Here is a 21155-nt window from a genome sequence, read left to right as displayed (position 1 = left end):
GGGCATTGAAACGAATCCTCTCTACTCGTAAATTTTATTGGTTAATGCTTCGCAAATGCCGCCATCAAACAGGCGTCTTTCCGGCGAAATTTACCCGTTGTTAACGGATCTGGTTAACAAGTCATGCGGTGAAACAACAAGAAACTGAGCGGCCCGTTGATCCACTTCGAGAATGTCGGTTTGCGCTATGGAATGGGACCGGAAATCCTCCGGGACCTGACCTTCGACATCCCGAAGAAATCCTTCCAGTTCCTGACCGGCCCCTCCGGCGCCGGCAAGACCACGCTGCTTCGGCTTCTCTTCCTCTCGCTGCAGCCGACACGCGGGTTGATCCGCATGTTCGGTCGCGACATAACCGATATACCCCGCACCGAACTGCCGCTTCTGCGCCGCCGCGTCGGCATCATCTTCCAGGAATTCCGCCTGCTCGATCATCTCACCACCTATGAGAACGTGGCGTTGCCGCTGCGCGTGCGCGGCAAGGATGAGGCCTCCTACAAGACCGACGTGCTGGAACTGCTGAAATGGGTCGGCCTCGGCGAGCGCATCAACGTGCTGCCGCCAGTGCTTTCGGGTGGCGAGAAACAGCGCGCCGCGATCGCCCGCGCCCTCATCGACCGCCCCGAAATCCTGCTCGCCGACGAGCCGACCGCCAACGTCGATCCGCCGATGGCGCGCCGCCTGCTCAACCTCTTCCTCGAACTCAATCGCCTCGGAACCGCCGTCGTGATCGCTACCCACGATCTGACGTTGATGGACCAGGTGGACGCCCGCCGGATGATCCTCTCGGAAGGGCACCTCGACATCCATGACTGAGCCAACCGCCCGCCCCGCAGCGCCAGCAGCCTCCAAGGGTCAGAAACGCCCGGAGATGAAGGTGCGCCCAACCGCGCCGATCCTGCCGTCCGCCAATATCCAGGGCAACGCGCTGATGGTCGTGATCGCGATCATGGCCTTTCTCGCCTGCCTGACGCTCGGCGGCGTCTCGATGGTGCGCTCGACGGCCGCAAGCTGGGAAAGCCAGATCTCCCGCGAGATCACCATCCAGATCAAGCCCGACGACGGGCTGGACATGGACAAGGCGCTGAATGACGCCCGCCGTATCGCGCTCACCTTCGTCGGCACCAAGGATGGCCAGATCGTCGACGAGGCCGCCACCGCGCGCCTGCTCGAACCCTGGCTCGGCACCGGCCTCGACATCAAGGAACTGCCCGTTCCCCGCCTCGTCATCATCACCATCGACGAAAGCAACCCGCCCGATTTCGATGCGATGCGCGCCATGCTGAAGGAGAGCATTCCACAATCCTCGCTCGACGATCACCGCACCTGGGTCGACCGCCTGGTCTCCATGGCCCACACGACTGTCATGATCGGCACCGGCGTGCTGCTGCTGGTCTTCTCCGCCATGGTGCTGACCGTCGTCTTCGCCACCCGTGGCGCATTGTCCGGCAACAGGCACATCGTCGAAGTCCTGCACTTCGTCGGCGCCGAGAGCTCCTTCGTTGCCAATGAGTTCCAGAAGCATTTCCTGAAGATCAGCCTCAAGGGCTCGGCCGTCGGCTCAGCACTTGCCGCCCTCTTCTTCATGAGCGCCGGCTTTTTGCAGAGCCGCACGCTCGCCACACCGCAGACCGACCAGGCGACAGCATTGTTCGGCACCTTCTCGGTCGGCGCGCTCGGCTATGCCGGCATCTTCGCGACGATGATCGTCATCGCCCTCCTGACCACCTTCACTGCCCGGCTAACGGTCATGCGCACCATCTACGAAATCGACACGCTGCGCTCCGATCCCACCCGTGCCGACGGCCTTCCGAATTAAGATTACGGGCTGCATTTTGCCATGAAAGCGTCTGTTCGCCGCCCTAATCTGCGTATATTTTTCGATTCATGAGCATGAGCCGCATGTCGCACGACCCGATTCGCCCGAAAACGGAGCTTTCCCGCTCCGAGAGCGAGCCCGCGCGCCGTGGCCCCGTACGCCGCATGCTGCGCTGGGGCGGCGTCACCTTCGTGCTCGCTATCGCCCTGGTTTTCGGGGGCTTTCTGTTCTTCGCGGATTCGGTCACGACCCTCAAACCGCCGCTCGATCCGCATGCCGATGCCATCGTCGTGCTGACAGGCGGCTACCAGCGCATCGACCAGGCCGTGGAACTCCTGCAGAAGGGTGCCGGCAAGCGCCTGTTGATCTCGGGCGTCCATCCGACCACCACCCGCAACCAGATCCGCAAGATGACGCAGGCAGCGCCCGATCTCTTCGATTGCTGCGTCGACATCGGCTACGACGCGCTGGACACGATCGGCAATGCCGAGGAAGCGACCAACTGGATCCACGCCAAGGGCTACAAGAGCGTGTTGATCGTCACCAACAACTACCACATGCCGCGTAGCCTCGCCGAACTCGCCTATGTCGATCCCGAAACACAGTTCGTGCCCTATCCCGTCGTCAACACCGATCTGAAGAACAGCAACTGGTTCACCGATCCCAACGCCATGCGCGTCATGCTGGCCGAATACGGCAAGCTGCTCTTTGCCGGCGCCCGCAACCTGACCGGCCTCTTCCGCCATCCTGGCCTGCGCTCCGCCGAAGGCGATACCTGAGCCGATCAGCGCTTTTTATGGCGGAGAATATCGTGTAGGACGGCTGTGCCGCCCGTCTGGCGGATTTAGGCCTCGGGAAACTTCATGATCGCCCTGCGTTCCGTTCTCTTCAACACGATCTTCTACGCCAATCTCATTCTGCGAATGATTGTGTTCTCGCCCTATTACTTCCTGGCGCCGCGCCGGAGCGCCTATCGCATCCCGAAGAACTGGGCGCTCTCCAACCACTGGCTGATGGAAAAGATCGTCGGCACCACCTTCGAGATCGAGGGCCTGGAGAACCTGCCCGAGGGCGGCTACATCCTGGCGCCCAAGCACCAGTCCTTCTGGGACACCTATGCGCTGCTCCCCTGGCTGAAGGACCCGGTCTATATCCTCAAGCGCGAGCTCATGTGGATCCCGCTCTTCGGCTGGTACGCGAAGAAGCAGCGGATGATCCCGATCAATCGCGGCGCCCGCGGCAAGGTCATGGTCGAGGCGCTGCGCCGCACCAAGGAAGAACTCGCCACCGGCCGCCAGCTGATCATATATCCCGAGGGCACCCGCCGTCCGCCGGGCGCCGAGCCGGTCTACAAATACGGCATCGCCCGCATGTATCGCGACCTGCAGCTGCCGGTCGTTCCTGTCGCCATGCAGCCCGGCCTCTTCTGGCCGCGCCGCTCGACCATGCGCTATCCCGGCCACTACAAGGTCCGCATCCTGAAGCCGATCGAGCCCGGAATGGACCCGGACGCCTTCTTCGCGCATCTGATCGAGGTGACCGAACGCGCCAGCGACGAGATCCTGATGGGCGACGCCGCGCGCAACCCAAACCTGCCCCTGCCGCCCACGGCACTCCAGCGCCTGGAGGAACTGCGCAAGCAGAACGCCGCAACGACCGGCTAAGGCGCATAGCGCCGTGGCCCGGCTGAGGCGCGCAGCGCCTTGGCCTAATCAGTTCAGGCCGCCCGCAACCGCTCCACCTCATCGACCACGTCTTCCAGCCAGTGGTCGCGAATACCCATCTCTTTCAGGTGCGCCAGCGTGTTGAAGACATAGGCGTCGTTCGGCCCGGACTTTCCTTGCGCCTGATGCACGATGCGTGCCGCGGCCATCGTATCCAGCGAGCCGGCATATTGCGTGTGGTCGCGGTCGACGACATAGGCGACGCCCTTGACACCGCGCCCGCCTGCAAGCTGCAGCGGAACCTGACGCTCGAGATAAACGTTGGTCACCAGTTCGCGTTCTCTGAGATAGCCGATGACCTCGTCCCAATCCTCGCCCGCGACGCGAAACGCCATGCCGCGGCACGATCCCCCGCGATCGAGCCCCAGCACCAGCCCCGGATTTTGCTCGGTGCCCCGATGCACCCACGAGCGAACGCAGAGAGATCGCCGATAGCCATGAATAAGCGCTTGTGACCGTTCAACAAACGCGAACCCCGGATTCCACATCAGCGATCCGTAGCCAAACACCCAAAATTCGTCCATATCCCAAGCCAGACCGAGATTCTAATTTGCGGACAACCATTGGAGAACATCATGGCAGCGTCAAGCCAATCTCGTAGCGGCAGGAAATTCTGGTTGCTGGGGGCAGGCATCGTTCTCGTGGTCGCACTCTATACCGGCGGCTGGTTCTATGCCGCCTCGACGCTGAAGAGCACGGTTCTGACGGCGATCGGCCCCGGCAACAAGGCCGGCGTATCAGGCGAATGCGCCGATATCGACTTCCGCGGCTTCCCCTTCCGCATCGGCCTCTTCTGCTCGAAGGTGGATGTCGACGACAACGTCAATGGTGTATCGGCAAGCTTCGGCGCCCTGCGCTCTGCAGCCCAGGTCTACGCCCCCGGCCATATCGTCTGGGAACTTGATTCGCCCGCCGAAATCCGCACCGCGCATGGCCTGTCGGTCAACGCCGAGTGGACGAACCTGCAGTCGAGCCTTGTCACCAAGCTCAAGGGCATCGACCACTCCTCGACCATAATCGACGGCCTGAAGGCGACCGCCGTCTCCTCCGCCACCGGCCAGACGATCAACTTCGACGCCGCCCACACCGAACTGCACCTGCGCCAGAACGGCGCCGATCTCGACGGCGCGATCTCGCTGACCGACGCGCAGACGGTGATCAAGGATTGGCCGCAGGTCTTGCCCAAGCTCTCGACCAGCGCGGATGTCACACTGGCGGGCAAGGCCGGCATGATCGACGGGAGCGACGAGAAGGGCCTCTACGGCGCCAGCGGCGAGCTCCGCAAGGCGGTGGCCGATATGGGCGATGGCAAGGTGATGACGCTGTCAGGCCCCTTCTCCTTCGACGAGGAGGGTTATCTGACCGCCCAGTTCAAGCTGCAGATCGAAGACGTCAACGCCTGGCGCGACAGCATCAAGCAGGGCTTCCCCGATATCGCCAAGACCGTCGACACCGCCGCCAAGCTTTTGAAGGCAATGGCCGGCGGCGGCGGCACCGTCTCCGTCGACCTCGTCGTCCAGCGCGGCAACGCCACCGTCAGCGGCTTCATCCCGCTCGGCCAGATCCCGCCGATTTGAGTTTAGGTGGCGCGGCGCCATGGCGCCGCCTCGGCCCTCAACCCTTCTTATCAAGCGTATGCGGCCGCCCGAAGTCCGGCGCGTCGACATCCTGGCCGGCCTCGATGATCGAGCGGCGGATGGCCCGGGTGCGGGTGAAGAGGTCGAAGATCTTGTCGCCCTCGCCCCAGCGGATCGCCCGCTGCAGATAGGCAAGGTCTTCGGAAAACCGCGCCAGCATCTCCAGGATCGCATCCTTGTTGTGCAGGCACACATCCCGCCACATGGTGGGGTCGGAGGCGGCGAGACGCGTAAAATCGCGGAAGCCGGAGGCGGAATACTTGATCACTTCCGATTCCGTCACCGTGCCCAGATCATCGGCCGTGCCGACGATGTTGAAGGCGATGAGGTGCGGCAGGTGCGAGACGATAGCGAGCACCTTGTCGTGATGTTCAGGGTCCATCACGTCGATCTTCGAGCCCAGCGTCTCCCAGAAGCGGCTGAGCGCCTTCAGTGCCGTCTCGTCCGTGCCCTCGAGCGGCGTGAAGATGCACCAGCGGCCGGCAAACAGGCCGGGGAAGCCGGCATCCGGACCCGATTTCTCCGTACCCGCCAGCGGGTGGCCGGGAATGAAATGGACATTGCCGGGCATATGCGGCTGCATCTGCGCGATGACCGACGCCTTGGTCGAGCCGACATCGGTGACGATGGCGCCCGGCTTCAGGCTACCGGCGATCTCCTTGGCAACCGCCTCCGACGCTCCAACAGGTACCGAGACGATGACGAGGTCCGCGTCCTTGACCGCTTCTGCCGAAGACGTCGTGTAGCGGTCACCGAGCTCAAGCTCTTCCGCCCGCTTCAGCGTCTCGGCGCTGCGGGTGGCGATGACCACCTCTTTCGCCAAGCCCAGCCGCTTGATGTCATGCGCCAGCGACGAGCCGATCAGGCCGATGCCGATAAGCGCGATGCGATCGAACTGGACCGTCATGCTTTCCGTCCCATAAACTCGCCGAGCGCCTCGATGACGCCGCGGTTGGCCTCTTCGGGGCCGACGCTCATGCGCAGCGAATTCTTGAAGCCGTAGCCCTTTACGGCGCGCAGGATATAGCCGCGGCTGGTGAGGAACTCGTCTGCCTCGTCGGCGCGCTTGCCGTCCACATCGGGGAAATGGATCAGCACGAAATTGGTGACCGAGGGCGTGACCTTCAGCCCGATCGCCTCGAAGGCGCCGGTCAGCTTGTCGATCCACATCTGGTTGAAAGCGACGGCTTCCTGCATGAAGGACTGGTCGCGGATGGCAGCCGCACCGGCCGAGATCGCCGCCATGTTCATGTTGAACGGCCCACGCACGCGGTTCAGCGCATCGACGATATCGGCGGGCGCATACATCCAGCCGACGCGCAGCGCCGCCAGGCCGTAGACCTTGGAGAAGGTGCGGGTCATGACCACGTTCGGGTTCGACGACACGATCTCGATACCGGATTCATAGTCGTTGCGGCGCACATATTCGGCATAGGCGGCGTCGAGCACCAGCACGACATTCCTAGGTAGGGCCGCATGCAGGCGGCGGATTTCGCTGACCGGAACATAGGTGCCCGTCGGATTGCCGGGGTTGGCGATGAACACCATCTTGGTCTTCTCGGTGACGGCGGCGATGATCGCGTCGACATCGACCGTCGCTTCCTTCTCCTTGACCGTGACGACGGTGGCGCCGGCGCCCATGATCTGGATCTTGTAGACCAGGAAGCCATGCTCGGTGATGATGGCCTCGTCGCCGGGCGCCAGATAGACATGGCAGAGCAGGCCGAGCAGCTCGTCCGAGCCATTGCCGCAGAGAATGTTAGCCGGGTTAAGCCCATGCACCGCGGCGATCGCCTCGCGCAGCTCGACGGCCTGTCCGTCCGGATAACGCTCGAGATTGTCGGCCGCGGCGCGATAGGCGGCAATCGCCTTCGGGCTGGCGCCGAGCGGCGTTTCGTTCGACGAGAGCTTGTAGACGCGCGCCACGCCCGGCGCATGTTCCTTGCCGGGCACATAGGCCGCGATATCAAGAATACCGGCACGGGGAACAGGCTTGCTCGTCTCTACGCTCATGGGATCAACCTTGGAAAAGGCCGGGGTGTCCGGCTGGAAATTGCCTTGAGGCAATAGAACGGAAATGGGGCGTTGTCGAGTGGTGGGGGGAGTGATCAGTGGTCCCTCTCTCCCTTCTGAGGGTAGGGAGGAAAGTGGGCGAGCGCCCCGCCACGAGTCTCTTCCCCCCACCGGGGGGAAGGTGCCGGCAGGCGGATGAGGGGGCCAACGGCACAACCTCCACTAATTGCCGGCAACAAAACGACAAGGTAGACTCCGAGCCCGGAGCCCCCTCATCCGGCCCTTCGGGCCACCTTCTCCCCGCTGGGGAGAAGGGAATGCCGCACCGCTGCAGACCTACCGCGTCCGCGTCGTCGGCACGCCATGCGGTGACAGCACCGGCACGAACACACGCCGCGACGCGCGCACCGCCACCGGCAGGCCCTGATAGAGCCGCTTCTGCGCCTCGACGATGATGACGCCCGAAAAGGCCGGCCAGAGCGCCCGCCCGACATATTCGAACGCGCCGCGCAGCCGCATCATCGTCCGCAGCTTCGACGGCGGAAACAGCAGCGCCTCTGCCGAGGCCCCCGGCGTGAAATTCGTCTCGCGCAACAGATGCGTCAGCTGACCCCGCGAATACGGCCGCCCGGAGCCGAACGGCGTGTGCTCCAGCCGCGCCCAGACGCCGCGTCGGTTCGGCACGACGATGACCAGCCGCCCGCCCGGCGCCAACACCCGCCAGAGCTCCTTCAGCGTCTCGCGCGGGTTTTCCGCGAACTCCAGCGAGTGCACCATCAGCACCCGGTCGATCGACGAATCCGGCAGCGGCAGTTCCTCGTCGAAGATCAGCGCCGTCGATGACAGCGATCCCATCGGCCAGTTCACCGCGCCCTGCCCCGCCGGCATGAAGGCGAAGGTGCGCTCGGTATCGGCCTGAAAGCGATCGAGGAACGGCACGGCATAGCCGATGCCCACCAGCCGCTCCTGCGGCAGCCGCACCCAGAGCGAGGAGAGCGCCATGGCGATCGACTGCTCGGCGATGCGGCCGAGGTCGGAATGATAGAATTGGCGTAGGTCAACGATATCTGCGTGCATTGCGATAAATGTTATCAGTGAGCGGTTGGACTTCAAGGCCGCAGCCTCTACATTCGGGGTCAGTCCGAGATAAAGAGGCACTTTAGATTATGAAACCTTTGGATTTAGACGTTTTTCTCTGCCGCACCGATAATTTCGGCGTGCTTGTTCATGATCCCGAGACCGGCCTTACCGCCTCCATCGACGCTCCCGATGCCGACGCCGTCATCGCCGCCGCGAACCGTCGCGGCTGGACGATCAGCCACATCTTCACCACCCATCACCACACCGACCACGTCGAGGGCAACCTGGCGCTGAAGGAGAAGTACGGCTGCGAGATCATCGGCCCGATCAACGAGGCGGTGGCGATCCCCGGGCTCGACATGACGATGTCCGACGACGATACCTTCCTGTTCGGCGAACACCCTGTCCGCGTCATAGAGACCCCCGGCCACACCGCCGGCCATATCTGCTACCACTTCACCGACGACAAGCTGCTCTTTGCCGCCGACACGCTGTTCGCGCTCGGCTGTGGCCGCCTGTTCGAGCGCCCGCCGGCCGATATGTGGCACTCGCTGCAGAAGCTCGCCGTGCTTCCCGATGAGACCGCGATCTATTTCGGCCACGAATATACGCTCTCTAACGCCCGCTTCGCGCTCACCATCGACCCGGATAACGAACGTCTGAAGGCCCGCGCCGCCGAGATCGAGGCCTTGCGCGCCGAGGGCAAGTTCACCATTCCGACGACGCTCGCGCTGGAAAAGGAAACCAATCCTTTCCTGCGCGCCGGCGACCCCGCCATCCGCCGCAACCTGTTGATGGAAACCAAGACCAACGAAGAGGTCTTCGCCGAGATCCGCAAGCGCAAGGATAATTTCTGATGGCGCCGGCGCCGATCTCAGCCGACGACATCATCCGCGAACTGAACTTGGAGCCGCACCCAGAGGGCGGCTTCTACATCCAGACCTTCCGCGACAGCGAAGGTGCGGAGCGCGGGCACTCTACGGCGATCTATTATCTGCTGAAATCCGGCCAGCGGTCGCATTGGCATCGCGTCCACGACGCGGCCGAGGTCTGGCACTATTATGCCGGCGCGCCATTGGCGCTGCACCGCGCTGAACACGGCGGCCGGAGCGAGACGCTGATGCTTGGCCCCGATATCCTCAGTGGCCAGCGCCCGCAGGCAATCATCCCCGCCAACTGGTGGCAATCGGCCGAAACGCTCGGCGACTATACGCTGGTGGGCTGCACGGTTTCGCCCGGCTTCGAATTCTCGAGCTTCGAGATGGCGCCACCGGGCTGGTCGCCGGACGCCTGAAAGCGCCTTACCCCTGCTGCTCGACCACCTCGGGCAGCATCACGAACAGTGACTTGAGCAGCGACACGGTGCCTGAATGGCCGACGCTGTAATAGATCATGCGGCCCTCGCGGCGGGTATTGACCAATCCCTCGAGACGCAGGCGGGCGAGCTGTTGCGAGACCATGGCCTGCTGCATGCCGAGAATGTCCTCGATCTCGCTGACGGTCTTCTCCTCATCCGCGAGAATGCACAGGATGAGCAACCGCGTATGATGAGCCAGCGCTTTCAGAAGTTCACTTGCTGCCCGAGCTTTGGTCGAAAACCCCTGCAATTCGTGATCGGCCATACCCGATCGAGGTGTCGGCAAGTGCATGTTATGTCTCTGCTTGCATATATATCAAAAATGACAAGTGCTCATAACACGTACGCAACGCCGGATAATTTGGATCTCCTAAAGTGCCAAAAAAAGTCACTTGATCAGCAGATAAGCTGGCCGCCGTTAACCTCCAGCACCTGGCCGGTCACGTAACCCGACAGCGACGGCGCCGCCATGAAGAGATAGGCCGGCGCGCAATCCTCCGCCGTCCCCAGCCGCTGCAGCGGTATGCCCTTGCGGGTCTGCTCGAGCTTCTCGGCGGACGAATAGCGCTGGGGGAAATCGGTCTCGATCGTTCCCGGCGAGATGCAGTTGACGCGGATGCCGTCGGGAGCGAGTTCGCGCGCAAGCGCTTTCGAGTAAGTCGAGACGAACGCTTTGGAGGCCGAGTAGATCGCCGAGCCCGGGCTGCCGCCCGTCAGCGCCGAGATCGAAACCGTGTTGACGATCGCAGCCTCGCCCGCGGCCCTCAGCGCCGGCAGTAGCGCCCTGGTGACCTCAACGACCGATGTCTGGTTCAATTGCACCACCTGGCCATACTGCTCGTCGGTGAGCGTGCCCGCCGGAAACCGGCCGAACATCGTGCCCGCATTGTTGACCAGCGCGTGGATCGTCTTGAAATGGCCGAGTACCTTGCTGGCAAAAACCTGGCACCCCTCGCCCGTCGAGAAATCGCCGGCGATCAGAATGGCGCGGCGATCTTCTTCCGCCGTCAGCAGGAAGTCGGGTAAAGTCCGCTCGCCGTCGCGGCCGGTGTGAACCAGCACCCGCGCACCGCAATCGAGAAACTGTCTCGCGACCTCGAGCCCGATCCCGCGACCGGCACCCGTGACCACCACATTGCGGTTTTCGAACAACTTCGGATGAAACATCAAACCCTCCCCATCAGCGGCCGAACCGATGCGGATCCGACATGGTGAGAAGATAGCCTCTGCATCCGCCAATGATCAACCGCTACCGGCCTTCGATAGCCGAGAAGAGCCTCGAGCGAGCAACAAAAAAGCGGCCTTGCGGCCGCTTCGATGACAGTCAGAGCTGGAAGGCTCAGTCCTTGTTGACGACACCCTGGAGGTGCGTCATTTCCATGATGAAGTGTTCCAGCTTGGACTTGTGCTCGTGATGCTGGGCATCCTCGAGTTCAGACTTGGCGGCGTCGATGCGACGGTCGAGTTCGTCCTTGGAGACGTCTTCGACGGGGATCGCGGATTCCGCGAGCAGCGTGCAGCCGGTCGGCAGGATGTCGGCGAAGCCGCCGAACACCACGAAGTCCTTCTTGACACCGCTGGCGGAGCGAACGCTTACGACGCCCGGCTTGATGGTCGTCATCGTCGGCGCGTGGTTCGCCATGACGGTCATCTCGCCCTCGGTTGCCGGAATGACAACTTCGGTCACCATCTCGGACAAGAGCAGGCGCTCCGGAGATACGAGTTCAAAATTGAAATTGTCAGCCATGACGTTTCACTTCTTGATTGTCTTTGAAACGAGAGACGGCGCGCGGGGACGGTCCCTGCGCGCCGTAAGTGAATGCATCAAGCGGCTGCGGAGAGCTTCTTGGCCTTTTCGATGGCTTCTTCCATCGAGCCGACCATGTAGAAGGCTGCTTCCGGCAGGTGATCGTATTCGCCGTTGACGAGGCCCTTGAAGCCCTTGATCGTGTCTTCGAGCGCAACGAGCTTGCCCGGCGAACCGGTGAAGACTTCGGCGACGAAGAACGGCTGCGACAGGAAGCGCTCGATCTTGCGGGCGCGGGCAACAGCCAGACGGTCTTCTTCCGACAGTTCGTCCATGCCAAGGATGGCGATGATGTCCTGAAGGGCCTTGTAGCGCTGCAGCGTCGTCTGAACCTTACGAGCCACTTCGTAGTGCTCTTCGCCGACAACCATCGGGTCGAGCATGCGCGAGGTGGAGTCGAGCGGGTCAACGGCCGGGTAGATACCCTTTTCAGCGATCGAGCGCGACAGAACGGTCGTTGCGTCCAAGTGGGCGAACGAGGTGGCCGGAGCCGGGTCGGTCAAGTCGTCGGCGGGGACGTAAATCGCCTGAACCGAGGTGATCGAGCCCTTGGTCGTGGTGGTGATGCGTTCCTGCATCGCGCCCATGTCCGTGGCAAGCGTCGGCTGATAGCCAACAGCCGAAGGAATACGGCCGAGCAGAGCCGACACTTCGGAACCTGCCTGCGTGAAGCGGAAGATGTTGTCGACGAAGAACAGAACGTCCTGGCCCTTGTCACGGAAGTCTTCAGCGATCGTCAGACCGGTGAGAGCAACGCGAGCGCGTGCGCCCGGCGGTTCGTTCATCTGGCCGTAAACGAGCGCAGCCTTGGAGCCTTCGCCGCCGCCGTGCTTGTTGACGCCCGATTCGATCATTTCGTGGTAAAGGTCGTTGCCTTCGCGGGTACGTTCACCCACGCCTGCGAATACCGAGTAACCACCGTGCGCCTTGGCGACGTTGTTGATCAGTTCCATGATCAGAACGGTCTTGCCGACGCCGGCGCCGCCGAACAGGCCGATCTTGCCGCCCTTTGCGTAAGGAGCGAGCAGGTCGACGACCTTGATGCCGGTGACGAGGATCTGGCCTTCGGTCGACTGGTCGACGTAGGAAGGAGCGTCCTGGTGAATGGCGCGCTTGCCCGAAGTGACCAGCGGGCCGGCTTCGTCAACCGGTTCGCCGATGACGTTCATGATACGGCCGAGCGTTTCCGGACCGACCGGAACCGTGATCGGCTCACCGGTGTCGGAGACCGGCTGACCGCGAACCAGACCTTCGGTCGAGTCCATGGCGATCGTGCGAACTTCGTTTTCACCCAGGTGCTGAGCGACTTCGAGCACGAGGCGGTTGCCGCCGTTCGTGGTTTCGAGTGCGTTCAGGATCGCCGGCAGTTCGCCTTCGAAGGCAACGTCCACGACGGCGCCGATAACCTGCGTAACCTTGCCGGCGGAGCCTGCCGCGGCCTTCTTGGGGGTAGCTGCCTTAGCCATCTTCTTACCCTCTTTCCCTTACCTCAGAGCGCTTCCGCGCCCGAAATGATTTCAATGAGTTCCTTGGTGATCTGAGCCTGGCGCTGACGGTTGTAGGAAAGCGTCAGCTTGTTGATCATTTCACCAGCGTTACGCGTCGCATTGTCCATCGCGCTCATCTTGGCGCCCATTTCGCCGGCGACGTTCTCGAGGAGCGCGCGGAAAATCTGGACCGAGATGTTGCGTGGAATCAGATCCTCGAGGATCGATGCCGGATCTGGCTCGTATTCGTAGACCGCGCCCGCATGTGCCGCGTCCTCGGCAACCGCCTCGCCAGCCGAAGCCGGGATGAGCTGCTGTGCCGTCGGAACCTGCGAGATCACCGACTTGAACTCGGAATAGAAGAGCGTGCAGACGTCGAATTCACCGGCTTCGTACATCTCGATGATGCGCTTGCCGATGCTGTCGGCGTTTTCAAAGGCGACACGCTTGACGTCGCGGAGTTCCTTGCGCTCGACGATGAGCGGCAGGAATTCGCGGCGCAGGCTGTCGTAGCCCTTCTTGCCGACAGTGAAGATCTTTACCGTCTTGCCTTCTGCGGTCAGCTTGCGGGCATGATCGCGGGCAAAACGGGAAATCTGCGAGTTGAAACCGCCGCAGAGGCCGCGATCAGCCGTGCAGACAACGAGCAGGTGAACCTGATCCTTGCCTGTACCGGTCATGAGAGCCGGCGCACCATCCGCATCGGTGACGGCATTGGCGATGTTCGCCAAAACCGCACTCATCCGCTGCGAATAGGGCCGGGCGGCCTCGGCCGCCTCCTGCGCACGCCGAAGCTTCGCCGCGGCGACCATTTTCATCGCCTTGGTGATCTTCTGCGTCGCCTTGACGGAGGCGATCCGGTTTTTCAGATCCTTAAGTGAAGGCATCCGTGATCCGTCCTAACTGGGTCCGATTACGAGAAAGACTTCGCGAAGCTGTCGATGGCAGCGGTGAGCTTGCCCTTCGTATCGTCGCTGATGGCCTTTTCGCTACGGATCGTGTCGAGGATCGCCGAACCTTCGGAACGGAGGTACGACAGCAGGCCCTGCTCGAACTTGCCGACCTGGTTGACCGCGACCTTGTCGAGGTAACCGTTGACGCCGGCGAAGATCACCGCGACCTGTTCTTCCGTCTTCAGCGGCGAGAACTGCGGCTGCTTCAGGAGTTCGGTCAGGCGTGCGCCGCGGTTCAGCAGGCGCTGCGTCGATGCGTCGAGGTCGGAGCCGAACTGGGCGAAGGCGGCCATTTCGCGATACTGGGCGAGTTCGCCCTTGATCGAGCCGGCAACCTGCTTCATGGCCTTGATCTGAGCAGCCGAACCAACGCGCGAAACCGACAGACCGACGTTAACGGCCGGACGAATGCCCTGGTAGAACAGGTCGGTTTCGAGGAAGATCTGGCCGTCGGTGATCGAGATCACGTTGGTCGGGATGAACGCCGAAACGTCGTTACCCTGGGTTTCGATGACCGGCAGAGCCGTCAGCGAGCCAGCGCCCATTTCGTCGGAGAGCTTAGCAGCGCGCTCGAGGAGACGCGAATGCAGGTAGAACACGTCGCCCGGGTAAGCTTCGCGGCCCGGCGGGCGGCGCAGCAGAAGCGACATCTGGCGATAGGCGACAGCCTGCTTCGAAAGGTCGTCGTAACCGATCAGGGCGTGCTGGCCGTTGTCGCGGAAGTATTCGCCCATGGCGCAACCGGCGAACGGTGCCAGGTACTGCATCGGAGCAGCGTCCGAAGCGGTCGCGGCGACGACGATCGAGTACTTCATTGCGCCGCGTTCTTCGAGAACCTTGACGAACTGGGCAACGGTCGAACGCTTCTGGCCGATAGCGACGTAGACGCAGTACAGCTTTTCGCTGTCCGGGCCGTTGTCGTGGATGGCCTTCTGGTTCAGGATCGCGTCGAGAATGATCGCGGTCTTGCCGGTCTGACGGTCGCCGATGACGAGCTCGCGCTGGCCACGGCCAACCGGGATGAGCGCGTCGATGGCCTTGAGGCCGGTCGACATCGGCTCATGAACCGACTTACGCGGAATGATGCCGGGAGCCTTGACGTCGACGCGCGCACGGCGGGTCGCGTTGATCGGGCCCTTGCCGTCGATCGGGTTGCCGAGAGCGTCGACAACGCGGCCGAGCAGTTCCGGACCAACCGGAACGTCAACGATGGCGCCCGTACGCTTGACGGTGTCGCCTTCCTTGATGGCGCGGTCGGAACCGAAAATAACGACACCAACGTTGTCGGCTTCAAGGTTCAGCGCCATGCCGCGGATGCCGCCCGGGAACTCGACCATCTCGCCAGCCTGGACGTTGTCCAGACCGTATACGCGAGCGATACCGTCACCGACGGAGAGCACCTGACCGACTTCCGAGACCTGCGCCTCTTTGCCGAAGTTTTTAATCTGATCTTTGAGAATTGCGGAAATTTCCGCGGCGCGGATATCCATCAGCCAACCTCTTTCAATGCAAGCTTAAGGGTAGAGAGTTTGGTACGAAGAGACGTATCAATCTGACGGGACCCGACCTTCACGATCAGACCACCAAGAATTGACGGATCAACCGTGACGTTGACCGCCACGTCTTTGCCGGTGACGCCCTTCAGCGCCGCCTTCAATTCAGTTTCCTGCGCTGCGTCGAGCGCATGGGCCGAGGTAACCTCGGCGGTAATTTCGCCACGCTGCTTGGCAGCGATGACACGGAAGGCCTTGATCATGCCCGGGAGAGCAAACAGGCGGCGATTACGCGCCACGACCTTCAGGAAGTTTGCAACGAACCCGCTGATGCCAGCCTTTTCGCTGATCGCGATGATCGTCTTCAGCTGATCTTCAGCCGAGAAAACCGGGCTGGAGATGAAGCGCTTCAGATCGTCGCTCTCGTCCAACATCGCCTGAAAACGGTCGAGATCGGCGGTCACGTTCGCGACTGCACCCTCCTCGAGCGCCAGTTCGAACAGCGACGAGGCATATCGCTCTGCAACACCAGATGTAAGCTGGGACGTGTCTGCCACGGGCACAAATTTCCCTGATTTCAACCCAAGAATCCGGCCTCCGGCGGGCGCCTGATTTAAATTCTTGAATTCGTTATGATTTCCCCCAGAAATCGCAAGAGAAGCCTCTTGCTTCTTCCGAAATTCGGGGTCCGTCTAACATAGGATATCGGGACTCGCAACACGCGTAACGCCGTAATCCTATTTTAGCATCGATTTCTGCCGCAAAAATGCCGAAACCGTTCACGGTCCAAAGACCGTCACTCCGAAATCGGCGTGTTTCAGGCGGAAAAGAAACCGAAGACATAGCCGAGCGGAAGCGCCGCCAAAATCACCTGCACAACCAGAAGTACATAATTCATGATGGTGCCTCCTCGGTCGGAAAGCAGTGAGATGATGCGCGCGAATGCGGCCATCGCAAACGCCGCGCCAAGCGCCAGATAGGTGAAGTTCTGCGCCAGCATGATCGCCGCGAGCCCGGTGCCGAGATAGAAGCCGCCCATCGAGCGCAGCTCGGCATAACCGTCGCGACGACCCTCGCGCACCTGCATCCCGAAGAGCCGCATCGCATAGCCCGGCGCGAACATGATGATGAAGCCCGCAAGCGCGGTAAACGCGGCGGCGCCGAAGGCAAGCTGCTCGCCCAGCTCCGTCGGAAAGTAGAATTCCATGATGTGACCCCAAATCACTGTGATTTGCAGCCCTTATGCCATGATATCGGCAGGCCGCAAACGCCCGAGATCAGTGGACTCTAAAGGAAGCTCTGCGGATCGATATCGAGCTGCACATGGATGGAGCCGCGCTCCTTGGGCGATTGCGCCAGCATGGTGCGCAGGTAGGCCTGCATGTCGGAGTTCCGGCGACCATGCACGAGGAGCCGGAAGCGATGGCGTCCGCGCACCAGCGCCAGCGGCGCCTCGGCCGGCCCAAGCACGGAAATGCCCGTCACCTGCGGCGCTGCGTTGCGCATGCTGCGCGCATGCCCCTCCGCATCCTGCCTGGTTTCCGCCGAGACGATGATCGATGCCAGCCGCCCGAACGGCGGCAGGATCGCCCGTTCGCGCTCGGCGATCTCGCGCTCGTAGAAGGCGCCGGCATCGCCCGAGACGATCGCCTGCATCACGGGATGCTGTGGCTGGTAGGTCTGCAGCAGCCCGTGGCTCTTCAGACCCGTACGCCCGGCGCGGCCCGTCACCTGCGACAGCAGCTGGAAGGTCCGTTCGGCGGCGCGCGGATCACCATTCGCGAGCCCGAGATCGGCATCGATGATGCCAACAAGCGTCATCAGCGGGAAGTTATGCCCCTTGGCCACCAGCTGCGTGCCGATGACGATATCCGCCTCGCCCTTGGCGATGGCGTCGAGCTCCAGACGCAGCCGCTTCACCCCGCCCATGATGTCGGAAGAGAGCACGATGGTCCGCGCCTCGGGAAAATGCCGCTCCACCTCTTCCGCGATCCGCTCCACTCCCGGCCCGCAGGCAACAAGATGATCGAACGTGCCGCATTCCGGGCAGGCCTCGGGCGTATGCTGGTGATAACCGCACTGGTGGCACTGCAGCTGCCGCTTGAACCGGTGCTCGACCAGCCAGCTGGAGCATTGCGGGCACTGGAAACGATGACCGCAGACCCGGCAGAGCGTCAGCGGCGCATAGCCGCGCCGGTTCAAAAACAACAGCGCCTGCTGCTTTTTCTCCACCGTCTTGCCGATGGCCCGCAGCAACACCGGCGACAGGAAGCCGCCACGCTCCGGCGCATGCCTTCGCATGTCGACTAGGTGCAGATCCGGCAGCGCCGCGTCGCCGAAGCGGGTCGGCAGGTGGATGGTCGTATAGCGCCCGCTCTGGCCGTTGACCTGGCTCTCCACCGATGGCGTGGCCGAGACCAGCACGAGCGGGAAATCGCCGATCCGGGCGCGAACGACCGCCATGTCGCGGGCATTGTAATAGACGCGGTCTTCCTGCTTGTAGGCGGGATCATGCTCTTCATCGACGATGATCAGCCCGAGATCCTCGAACGGCAGGAACAGCGCCGAACGCGCCCCCGCCACGACCCGGACCTCCCCCGTCACCGCCTGCCGCCAAACCTTCTCGCGCGTCTTCGGCGCCAGATCCGAATGCCACTCGGCGGGCTTCGCCCCGAAGCGATCCTGGAAGCGCTCGAGGAAACTGGCCGTCAGCGCGATCTCCGGCAACAGGATCAGCACCTGCTTGCCGCGCTTCAGCGTCTCGGCGATCGCCTCGAAATAGACCTCCGTCTTGCCCGAACCGGTCACGCCATCGATCAGCGACACCGCGAACTGGCCGTTGCGGACCTCTTCGAGGATTTCGTCGGCCGCCTCCTTCTGCGGACCCGCGAGCCGCGATGGCGCGAAATCCGGATCAGGCTTGGCCACGATTGGCGGCGGCGGCAGGAAGATCGTCTCGAATATCCCCTGTGCGATCAACCCATCGACGACGCTGGTCGAAACCCCGGCCGCATGCGCCAGGCCGATGCGCGTCCACGACAACCCGTCGCCGGCGGCATCGAGCACCCGGGCGCGCGCCGGCGTCATCCGCTCCGGCTCGCCGCCCACGAAGCGCAGCCCCTCGACCATCGGCTCCGGATCGAAGGCGTTCGGAACACGCAGCGCCATACGCGCCACCAGCCCCGGCGGCGACAGCGTGTAGCTCGCCACCCAATCGACGAAATCGCGCATATCCTTGGAGAGCGGCGGGCAATCGAACACCTTGGTGATCGGCCGAAGCTTCTTCGGATCGACGTCCTCGTCTCCCCCCTCCCAGACGGCGCCCATCACCTGGCGCGGCCCAAGCGGCACCTGCACCACAGAACCGGGCTCCACCGCCATGCCCTCGGGCACCGAATAGGAATAGGGCCTGGGCGCCGGCATGGGTACGAGCACCGACACCGTGCGCACGGCGGGCGGCGGCTCGATCGGGCCAAAGAGGTCGGACGAATCTATGCTCATCGGGCGCGACCATGCCCGCAACGAGACCAAAATGAAACCCGCGGCATCGCGCTATCAATCGTCATCGTCGTCCTCGCCGGCAATCGTGCCGGTAAGCCGCATGCCCTCGATCCAGGTGGCGCCGTTTTCGCGGATCACCTTGCGAGGCCGGACGCCACAACGCTCGCGCACGGCCTCCGCCAGCTGCGCCGAGTGGGTGACGATCCACACCTGGCTGCTCTTCGAAGCGGTCGCGATCATGTCCGCCAGCGGCTCCAGCATGTCGGGATGCAGGCTCGCTTCCGGCTCGTTGAGCGCGATCAGCGGCGGCAGGCGGTAGGACAACAATGCCGCCGCAAGCCCGAGAAAGCGTATCTGCCCGTCCGACAATTCACGCGGCTGGAACACCCGGTGCGGAAAATCGGGAAAGGCGAGCCCGAAAGACGCCGTCTCCTCCGGCTCCGGCACCACGAGCCGCGCGCCGCCGAAAGCCGAGGCGACGACGCGGTCGAGATCGACCGTGTCCTGCCTTGTATGCCTGATCGTCGCGAACACCGCCGCCAGATTGGCGCCGTCCTCATCCAGCATCGGCCCGGTCACGGCAAGGCAGGGCTGGCGCAACGGGGAGGCGCGGTCGGTGCGGAAGCCATGAAAGAAGCGCCAGTTGGCCACCACCCGGCGAAAGGCCGCGATCTCGGGAAAATGCCCGGCATCGCCTAGCAGCGCCATCGCCGTCTCGGATGTTAGCGCCTGATCCGGATAATCCTGCATCCGCCCGGAGCCATCGCGCACCTGGATGGAAGGCCCCGCCCGCTTCATCATGACAACCGGCCGCCCGTGATCGACGATCAACTCCTCGGCCTTCACCTGCGGCTCCAGCGGAAACCCGGCAGCCGCCTCTGGCGGGCGCATGCCGACCTCGACCCTGTAGCGAAACGTGACGGCGAGCTCCTCGTCCAGGAGCTCGACCTCCAGCCGCACCCGCGCCGGCCCTTCATTCTGCTTGCGCGTGCCCGACCACAGCACCGAGAACATCCCGCCCTCGGCCGCAAGCTCGCGCACCAGCCGCCCGGTGACGGCCGCCTGCACCAGCTGCAGCGCACGATAGAGATTGGATTTTCCCACACCGTTCTCGCCGAGAAACAGCGAGGTCTCCGACAGATCCATGCGGATCGAGCGGAGCGACCGGTAATTCTGGGCGAACATGGAGCGGAGTTGCATGACCCCGCTTTACCCCATCCGCTCAGCGAAATGAATGGGCATCGGCCATCTCGGGCAGGCTTGGCTCGACAAGCGGCTGGAACCGCGCGTCGCCATCGCGCTTCAGCGCCTCGACGGTGTGCGTCTCCAGCGCCCTTGTGACGTCGTTGATATCGCCATCAAGATGCTCGACCGGGATCATGTCGCCGATGATAAAATCGAAACGGTCGCCGCGCTTGTTGAGGAGCTCGTGGAACACCGTCATGTCGCGCAGCTCCGTCGACCACTTGGCGAACCAGTAGAACAGCCCGGAATTGCGCGCCGTCATATGGACAGGCAGGATCGGCAGATTGTACTTGCGCGCCAGCCCGACGGCCGACGTCTTCCACGGCCGCTCGTTGAGCCGGCCGTTCGCCCAGTAAGCGATGCGCCCGGAGGGAAACAGCACCGTCGCCTTGCCCTCACGCACCGCGTGGTTCGTCAGCTGCAGCGTCTCGCGCGCCTTCAGCTTGCTCTTGTGCTCGTCGCGCCATTCGACCGGAATGATCATCTCGGCAAAGCGCGGATTGACGCGCACCGCATCACGGTTGGCGAACACCATCATGTCAGGCCGCCGCGTCTTCAGCAGGTCGAACACCGCAACGCCATCCGCAATCCCGGTCGGGTGGTTGCTGACGAGAATGAAGCCGCCCTTGTCAGGAATACGCTCGGCATTGGTCACGCCGATATCGAGATCGAGCAAATTGCTCATATACTCGAAGCACTGGAAACCAGGCATGTTGGCGATGTCGTTGGCAAAGGTCATCGCCTTGTTGTAGCGCAGCAGCGTGTAGAGAAACGGCCGCATGACGGGCCACAGCGGGTGGCCGACGATGCGTTGTCCGCGTTCGGCGATCAACGTGTCGACGATATGTCCGGGTCTGCCTTGGGAAACGAGCGCGATCGTTTCTGCGAATTGTCCGAATGCCGTCGTGGGTTGGCGCCGTGCCATGCAAGATCCTGCCTCGTTGGGAAACCAGTTATCGCGATTATTATGATCGAAGCATGACAGGCACTTGGCCGATGTTAGCGATTCCATAACCGTCCCTCAGGCAAAATTGGCGGT

The 21155-nt window shown here is 62.8% G+C and carries 22 protein-coding genes; 7 read left to right on the top strand and 15 right to left on the bottom strand.

Annotation, left to right across the window (positions count from 1 at the left end):
- Positions 1–156 precede the first annotated feature (156 nt).
- From ftsE to ACIQUB_RS25900, 4 genes are all read left to right on the top strand, one after another.
- The gene (gene ftsE, locus ACIQUB_RS25915; RefSeq protein WP_047508673.1) at positions 157–816 is read left to right on the top strand and encodes a cell division ATP-binding protein FtsE; all 660 of its coding nucleotides are present in this window, start codon (positions 157–159) and stop codon (positions 814–816) included.
- Positions 809–1819, top strand: coding sequence for an ABC transporter permease (locus tag ACIQUB_RS25910; RefSeq protein ID WP_113011861.1), 1011 nt, complete (start codon positions 809–811; stop codon positions 1817–1819). Before ftsE ends, ACIQUB_RS25910 begins: the two co-directional genes overlap by 8 nt.
- Positions 1820–1902: 83 nt before the next feature.
- Positions 1903–2598, top strand: a complete 696-nt coding sequence (locus tag ACIQUB_RS25905) for a YdcF family protein (protein WP_289730244.1) — start codon at positions 1903–1905, stop codon at positions 2596–2598.
- An 84-nt stretch (positions 2599–2682) separates the two neighbouring features.
- A complete protein-coding gene (locus ACIQUB_RS25900; RefSeq protein WP_113235409.1) occupies positions 2683–3483 on the top strand; it encodes a lysophospholipid acyltransferase family protein in 801 nt (266 codons plus the stop codon).
- A gap of 53 nt (positions 3484–3536) precedes the next feature.
- Here the strand turns inward: ACIQUB_RS25900 and ACIQUB_RS25895 are convergent, their stop codons facing one another.
- The gene (locus ACIQUB_RS25895) at positions 3537–4067 is read right to left on the bottom strand and encodes a gamma-glutamylcyclotransferase (protein WP_113011864.1); all 531 of its coding nucleotides are present in this window, start codon (positions 4065–4067) and stop codon (positions 3537–3539) included.
- A 51-nt stretch (positions 4068–4118) separates the two neighbouring features.
- On the opposite strand from ACIQUB_RS25895, the gene ACIQUB_RS25890 reads away from it, so the two are divergent.
- A complete protein-coding gene (locus ACIQUB_RS25890) occupies positions 4119–5120 on the top strand; it encodes a DUF2125 domain-containing protein (protein ID WP_113235410.1) in 1002 nt (333 codons plus the stop codon).
- Between the two features lie 37 nt (positions 5121–5157).
- On the opposite strand, the gene ACIQUB_RS25885 is transcribed toward ACIQUB_RS25890, so the two are convergent.
- From ACIQUB_RS25885 to ACIQUB_RS25875, 3 genes are all read right to left on the bottom strand, one after another.
- Positions 5158–6087, bottom strand: coding sequence for a prephenate/arogenate dehydrogenase family protein (locus ACIQUB_RS25885; RefSeq protein ID WP_047508689.1), 930 nt, complete (start codon positions 6085–6087; stop codon positions 5158–5160).
- Complete coding sequence (hisC, locus tag ACIQUB_RS25880) at positions 6084–7193, bottom strand: histidinol-phosphate transaminase (RefSeq protein WP_113235411.1); 1110 nt, start codon at positions 7191–7193, stop codon at positions 6084–6086. The genes ACIQUB_RS25885 and hisC overlap by 4 nt, the downstream gene beginning before the upstream one ends.
- 336 nt (positions 7194–7529) lie before the next feature.
- Positions 7530–8306, bottom strand: a complete 777-nt coding sequence (locus ACIQUB_RS25875) for a class I SAM-dependent methyltransferase (protein ID WP_026283544.1) — start codon at positions 8304–8306, stop codon at positions 7530–7532.
- Positions 8307–8359: 53 nt separating this feature from the next.
- Between ACIQUB_RS25875 and gloB the strand changes: the two genes are divergently transcribed.
- Positions 8360–9130, top strand: a complete 771-nt coding sequence (gloB, locus tag ACIQUB_RS25870) for a hydroxyacylglutathione hydrolase (RefSeq protein ID WP_113011868.1) — start codon at positions 8360–8362, stop codon at positions 9128–9130.
- A gap of 14 nt (positions 9131–9144) precedes the next feature.
- Positions 9145–9567 (top strand): cupin domain-containing protein, encoded by a 423-nt coding sequence (locus ACIQUB_RS25865; protein ID WP_113235415.1) that lies wholly within the window; start codon positions 9145–9147, stop codon positions 9565–9567.
- A 7-nt stretch (positions 9568–9574) separates the two neighbouring features.
- On the opposite strand, the gene ACIQUB_RS25860 is transcribed toward ACIQUB_RS25865, so the two are convergent.
- The 11 genes from ACIQUB_RS25860 to ACIQUB_RS25810 form a co-directional block, all read right to left on the bottom strand.
- Entirely contained in the window at positions 9575–9922 is a 348-nt protein-coding gene (locus tag ACIQUB_RS25860) for a metalloregulator ArsR/SmtB family transcription factor (protein WP_113235412.1), read from the bottom strand.
- A 104-nt stretch (positions 9923–10026) separates the two neighbouring features.
- Positions 10027–10797, bottom strand: a complete 771-nt coding sequence (locus ACIQUB_RS25855; protein ID WP_402933584.1) for an SDR family NAD(P)-dependent oxidoreductase — start codon at positions 10795–10797, stop codon at positions 10027–10029.
- 172 nt (positions 10798–10969) lie between these two features.
- A complete protein-coding gene (locus ACIQUB_RS25850; protein WP_018901478.1) occupies positions 10970–11377 on the bottom strand; it encodes a F0F1 ATP synthase subunit epsilon in 408 nt (135 codons plus the stop codon).
- 77 nt (positions 11378–11454) lie between these two features.
- Positions 11455–12903 carry a F0F1 ATP synthase subunit beta gene (gene atpD / locus ACIQUB_RS25845; RefSeq protein ID WP_018901477.1) on the bottom strand — a complete coding sequence of 483 codons (1449 nt, stop codon included), beginning with the start codon at positions 12901–12903 and terminating at the stop codon, positions 11455–11457.
- A gap of 23 nt (positions 12904–12926) precedes the next feature.
- On the bottom strand, positions 12927–13811 hold the full coding sequence (locus ACIQUB_RS25840; RefSeq protein WP_018901476.1) for a F0F1 ATP synthase subunit gamma: 885 nt from the start codon (positions 13809–13811) through the stop codon (positions 12927–12929).
- Between the two features lie 26 nt (positions 13812–13837).
- On the bottom strand, positions 13838–15367 hold the full coding sequence (gene atpA, locus ACIQUB_RS25835) for a F0F1 ATP synthase subunit alpha (RefSeq protein WP_018901475.1): 1530 nt from the start codon (positions 15365–15367) through the stop codon (positions 13838–13840).
- Positions 15367–15933: a F0F1 ATP synthase subunit delta gene (locus ACIQUB_RS25830; RefSeq protein WP_026283540.1), complete on the bottom strand. Its 567-nt coding sequence runs from the start codon at positions 15931–15933 to the stop codon at positions 15367–15369. Before ACIQUB_RS25830 ends, atpA begins: the two co-directional genes overlap by 1 nt.
- 254 nt (positions 15934–16187) lie before the next feature.
- Positions 16188–16577 (bottom strand): DUF4345 domain-containing protein, encoded by a 390-nt coding sequence (locus ACIQUB_RS25825; RefSeq protein WP_111565144.1) that lies wholly within the window; start codon positions 16575–16577, stop codon positions 16188–16190.
- An 80-nt stretch (positions 16578–16657) separates the two neighbouring features.
- Positions 16658–18871, bottom strand: coding sequence for a primosomal protein N' (locus ACIQUB_RS25820; protein ID WP_402933577.1), 2214 nt, complete (start codon positions 18869–18871; stop codon positions 16658–16660).
- Between the two features lie 54 nt (positions 18872–18925).
- The gene (locus ACIQUB_RS25815; protein WP_113239235.1) at positions 18926–20071 is read right to left on the bottom strand and encodes an AAA family ATPase; all 1146 of its coding nucleotides are present in this window, start codon (positions 20069–20071) and stop codon (positions 18926–18928) included.
- Between the two features lie 22 nt (positions 20072–20093).
- Positions 20094–21041 (bottom strand): GNAT family N-acetyltransferase, encoded by a 948-nt coding sequence (locus ACIQUB_RS25810; protein ID WP_018901470.1) that lies wholly within the window; start codon positions 21039–21041, stop codon positions 20094–20096.
- Positions 21042–21155 lie beyond the last annotated feature (114 nt).

Origin of the sequence: Rhizobium sp. NPDC090275, assembly GCF_044772225.1 — a bacterium.
GTDB lineage: Bacteria > Pseudomonadota > Alphaproteobacteria > Rhizobiales > Rhizobiaceae > Rhizobium.
Note: the sequence above shows the minus strand (reverse complement) of the source record. Positions and strands in the feature narration are given on the sequence as shown.

Excerpts from the sequence above, each read along its gene's own strand:
- ACIQUB_RS25905 (WP_289730244.1), top strand. The coding sequence starts at position 1,903 with ATGTCGCACGACCCGATTCGCCCGAAAACGGAGCTTTCCCGCTCCGAG.
- ACIQUB_RS25810 (WP_018901470.1), bottom strand. The coding sequence starts at position 21,041 with ATGGCACGGCGCCAACCCACGACGGCATTCGGACAATTCGCAGAAACG.
- ACIQUB_RS25820 (WP_402933577.1), bottom strand. The coding sequence starts at position 18,871 with ATGAGCATAGATTCGTCCGACCTCTTTGGCCCGATCGAGCCGCCGCCC.
- ACIQUB_RS25815 (WP_113239235.1), bottom strand. The coding sequence starts at position 20,071 with ATGCAACTCCGCTCCATGTTCGCCCAGAATTACCGGTCGCTCCGCTCG.
- ACIQUB_RS25850 (WP_018901478.1), bottom strand. The coding sequence starts at position 11,377 with ATGGCTGACAATTTCAATTTTGAACTCGTATCTCCGGAGCGCCTGCTC.
- ACIQUB_RS25855 (WP_402933584.1), bottom strand. The coding sequence starts at position 10,797 with ATGTTTCATCCGAAGTTGTTCGAAAACCGCAATGTGGTGGTCACGGGT.
- ACIQUB_RS25910 (WP_113011861.1), top strand. The coding sequence starts at position 809 with ATGACTGAGCCAACCGCCCGCCCCGCAGCGCCAGCAGCCTCCAAGGGT.
- ACIQUB_RS25900 (WP_113235409.1), top strand. The coding sequence starts at position 2,683 with ATGATCGCCCTGCGTTCCGTTCTCTTCAACACGATCTTCTACGCCAAT.
- ACIQUB_RS25825 (WP_111565144.1), bottom strand. The coding sequence starts at position 16,577 with ATGGAATTCTACTTTCCGACGGAGCTGGGCGAGCAGCTTGCCTTCGGC.
- ACIQUB_RS25885 (WP_047508689.1), bottom strand. The coding sequence starts at position 6,087 with ATGACGGTCCAGTTCGATCGCATCGCGCTTATCGGCATCGGCCTGATC.
- hisC (WP_113235411.1), bottom strand. The coding sequence starts at position 7,193 with ATGAGCGTAGAGACGAGCAAGCCTGTTCCCCGTGCCGGTATTCTTGAT.
- ACIQUB_RS25860 (WP_113235412.1), bottom strand. The coding sequence starts at position 9,922 with ATGCACTTGCCGACACCTCGATCGGGTATGGCCGATCACGAATTGCAG.
- atpD (WP_018901477.1), bottom strand. The coding sequence starts at position 12,903 with ATGGCTAAGGCAGCTACCCCCAAGAAGGCCGCGGCAGGCTCCGCCGGC.
- gloB (WP_113011868.1), top strand. The coding sequence starts at position 8,360 with ATGAAACCTTTGGATTTAGACGTTTTTCTCTGCCGCACCGATAATTTC.
- ACIQUB_RS25890 (WP_113235410.1), top strand. The coding sequence starts at position 4,119 with ATGGCAGCGTCAAGCCAATCTCGTAGCGGCAGGAAATTCTGGTTGCTG.
- ACIQUB_RS25840 (WP_018901476.1), bottom strand. The coding sequence starts at position 13,811 with ATGCCTTCACTTAAGGATCTGAAAAACCGGATCGCCTCCGTCAAGGCG.
- atpA (WP_018901475.1), bottom strand. The coding sequence starts at position 15,367 with ATGGATATCCGCGCCGCGGAAATTTCCGCAATTCTCAAAGATCAGATT.
- ACIQUB_RS25895 (WP_113011864.1), bottom strand. The coding sequence starts at position 4,067 with ATGGACGAATTTTGGGTGTTTGGCTACGGATCGCTGATGTGGAATCCG.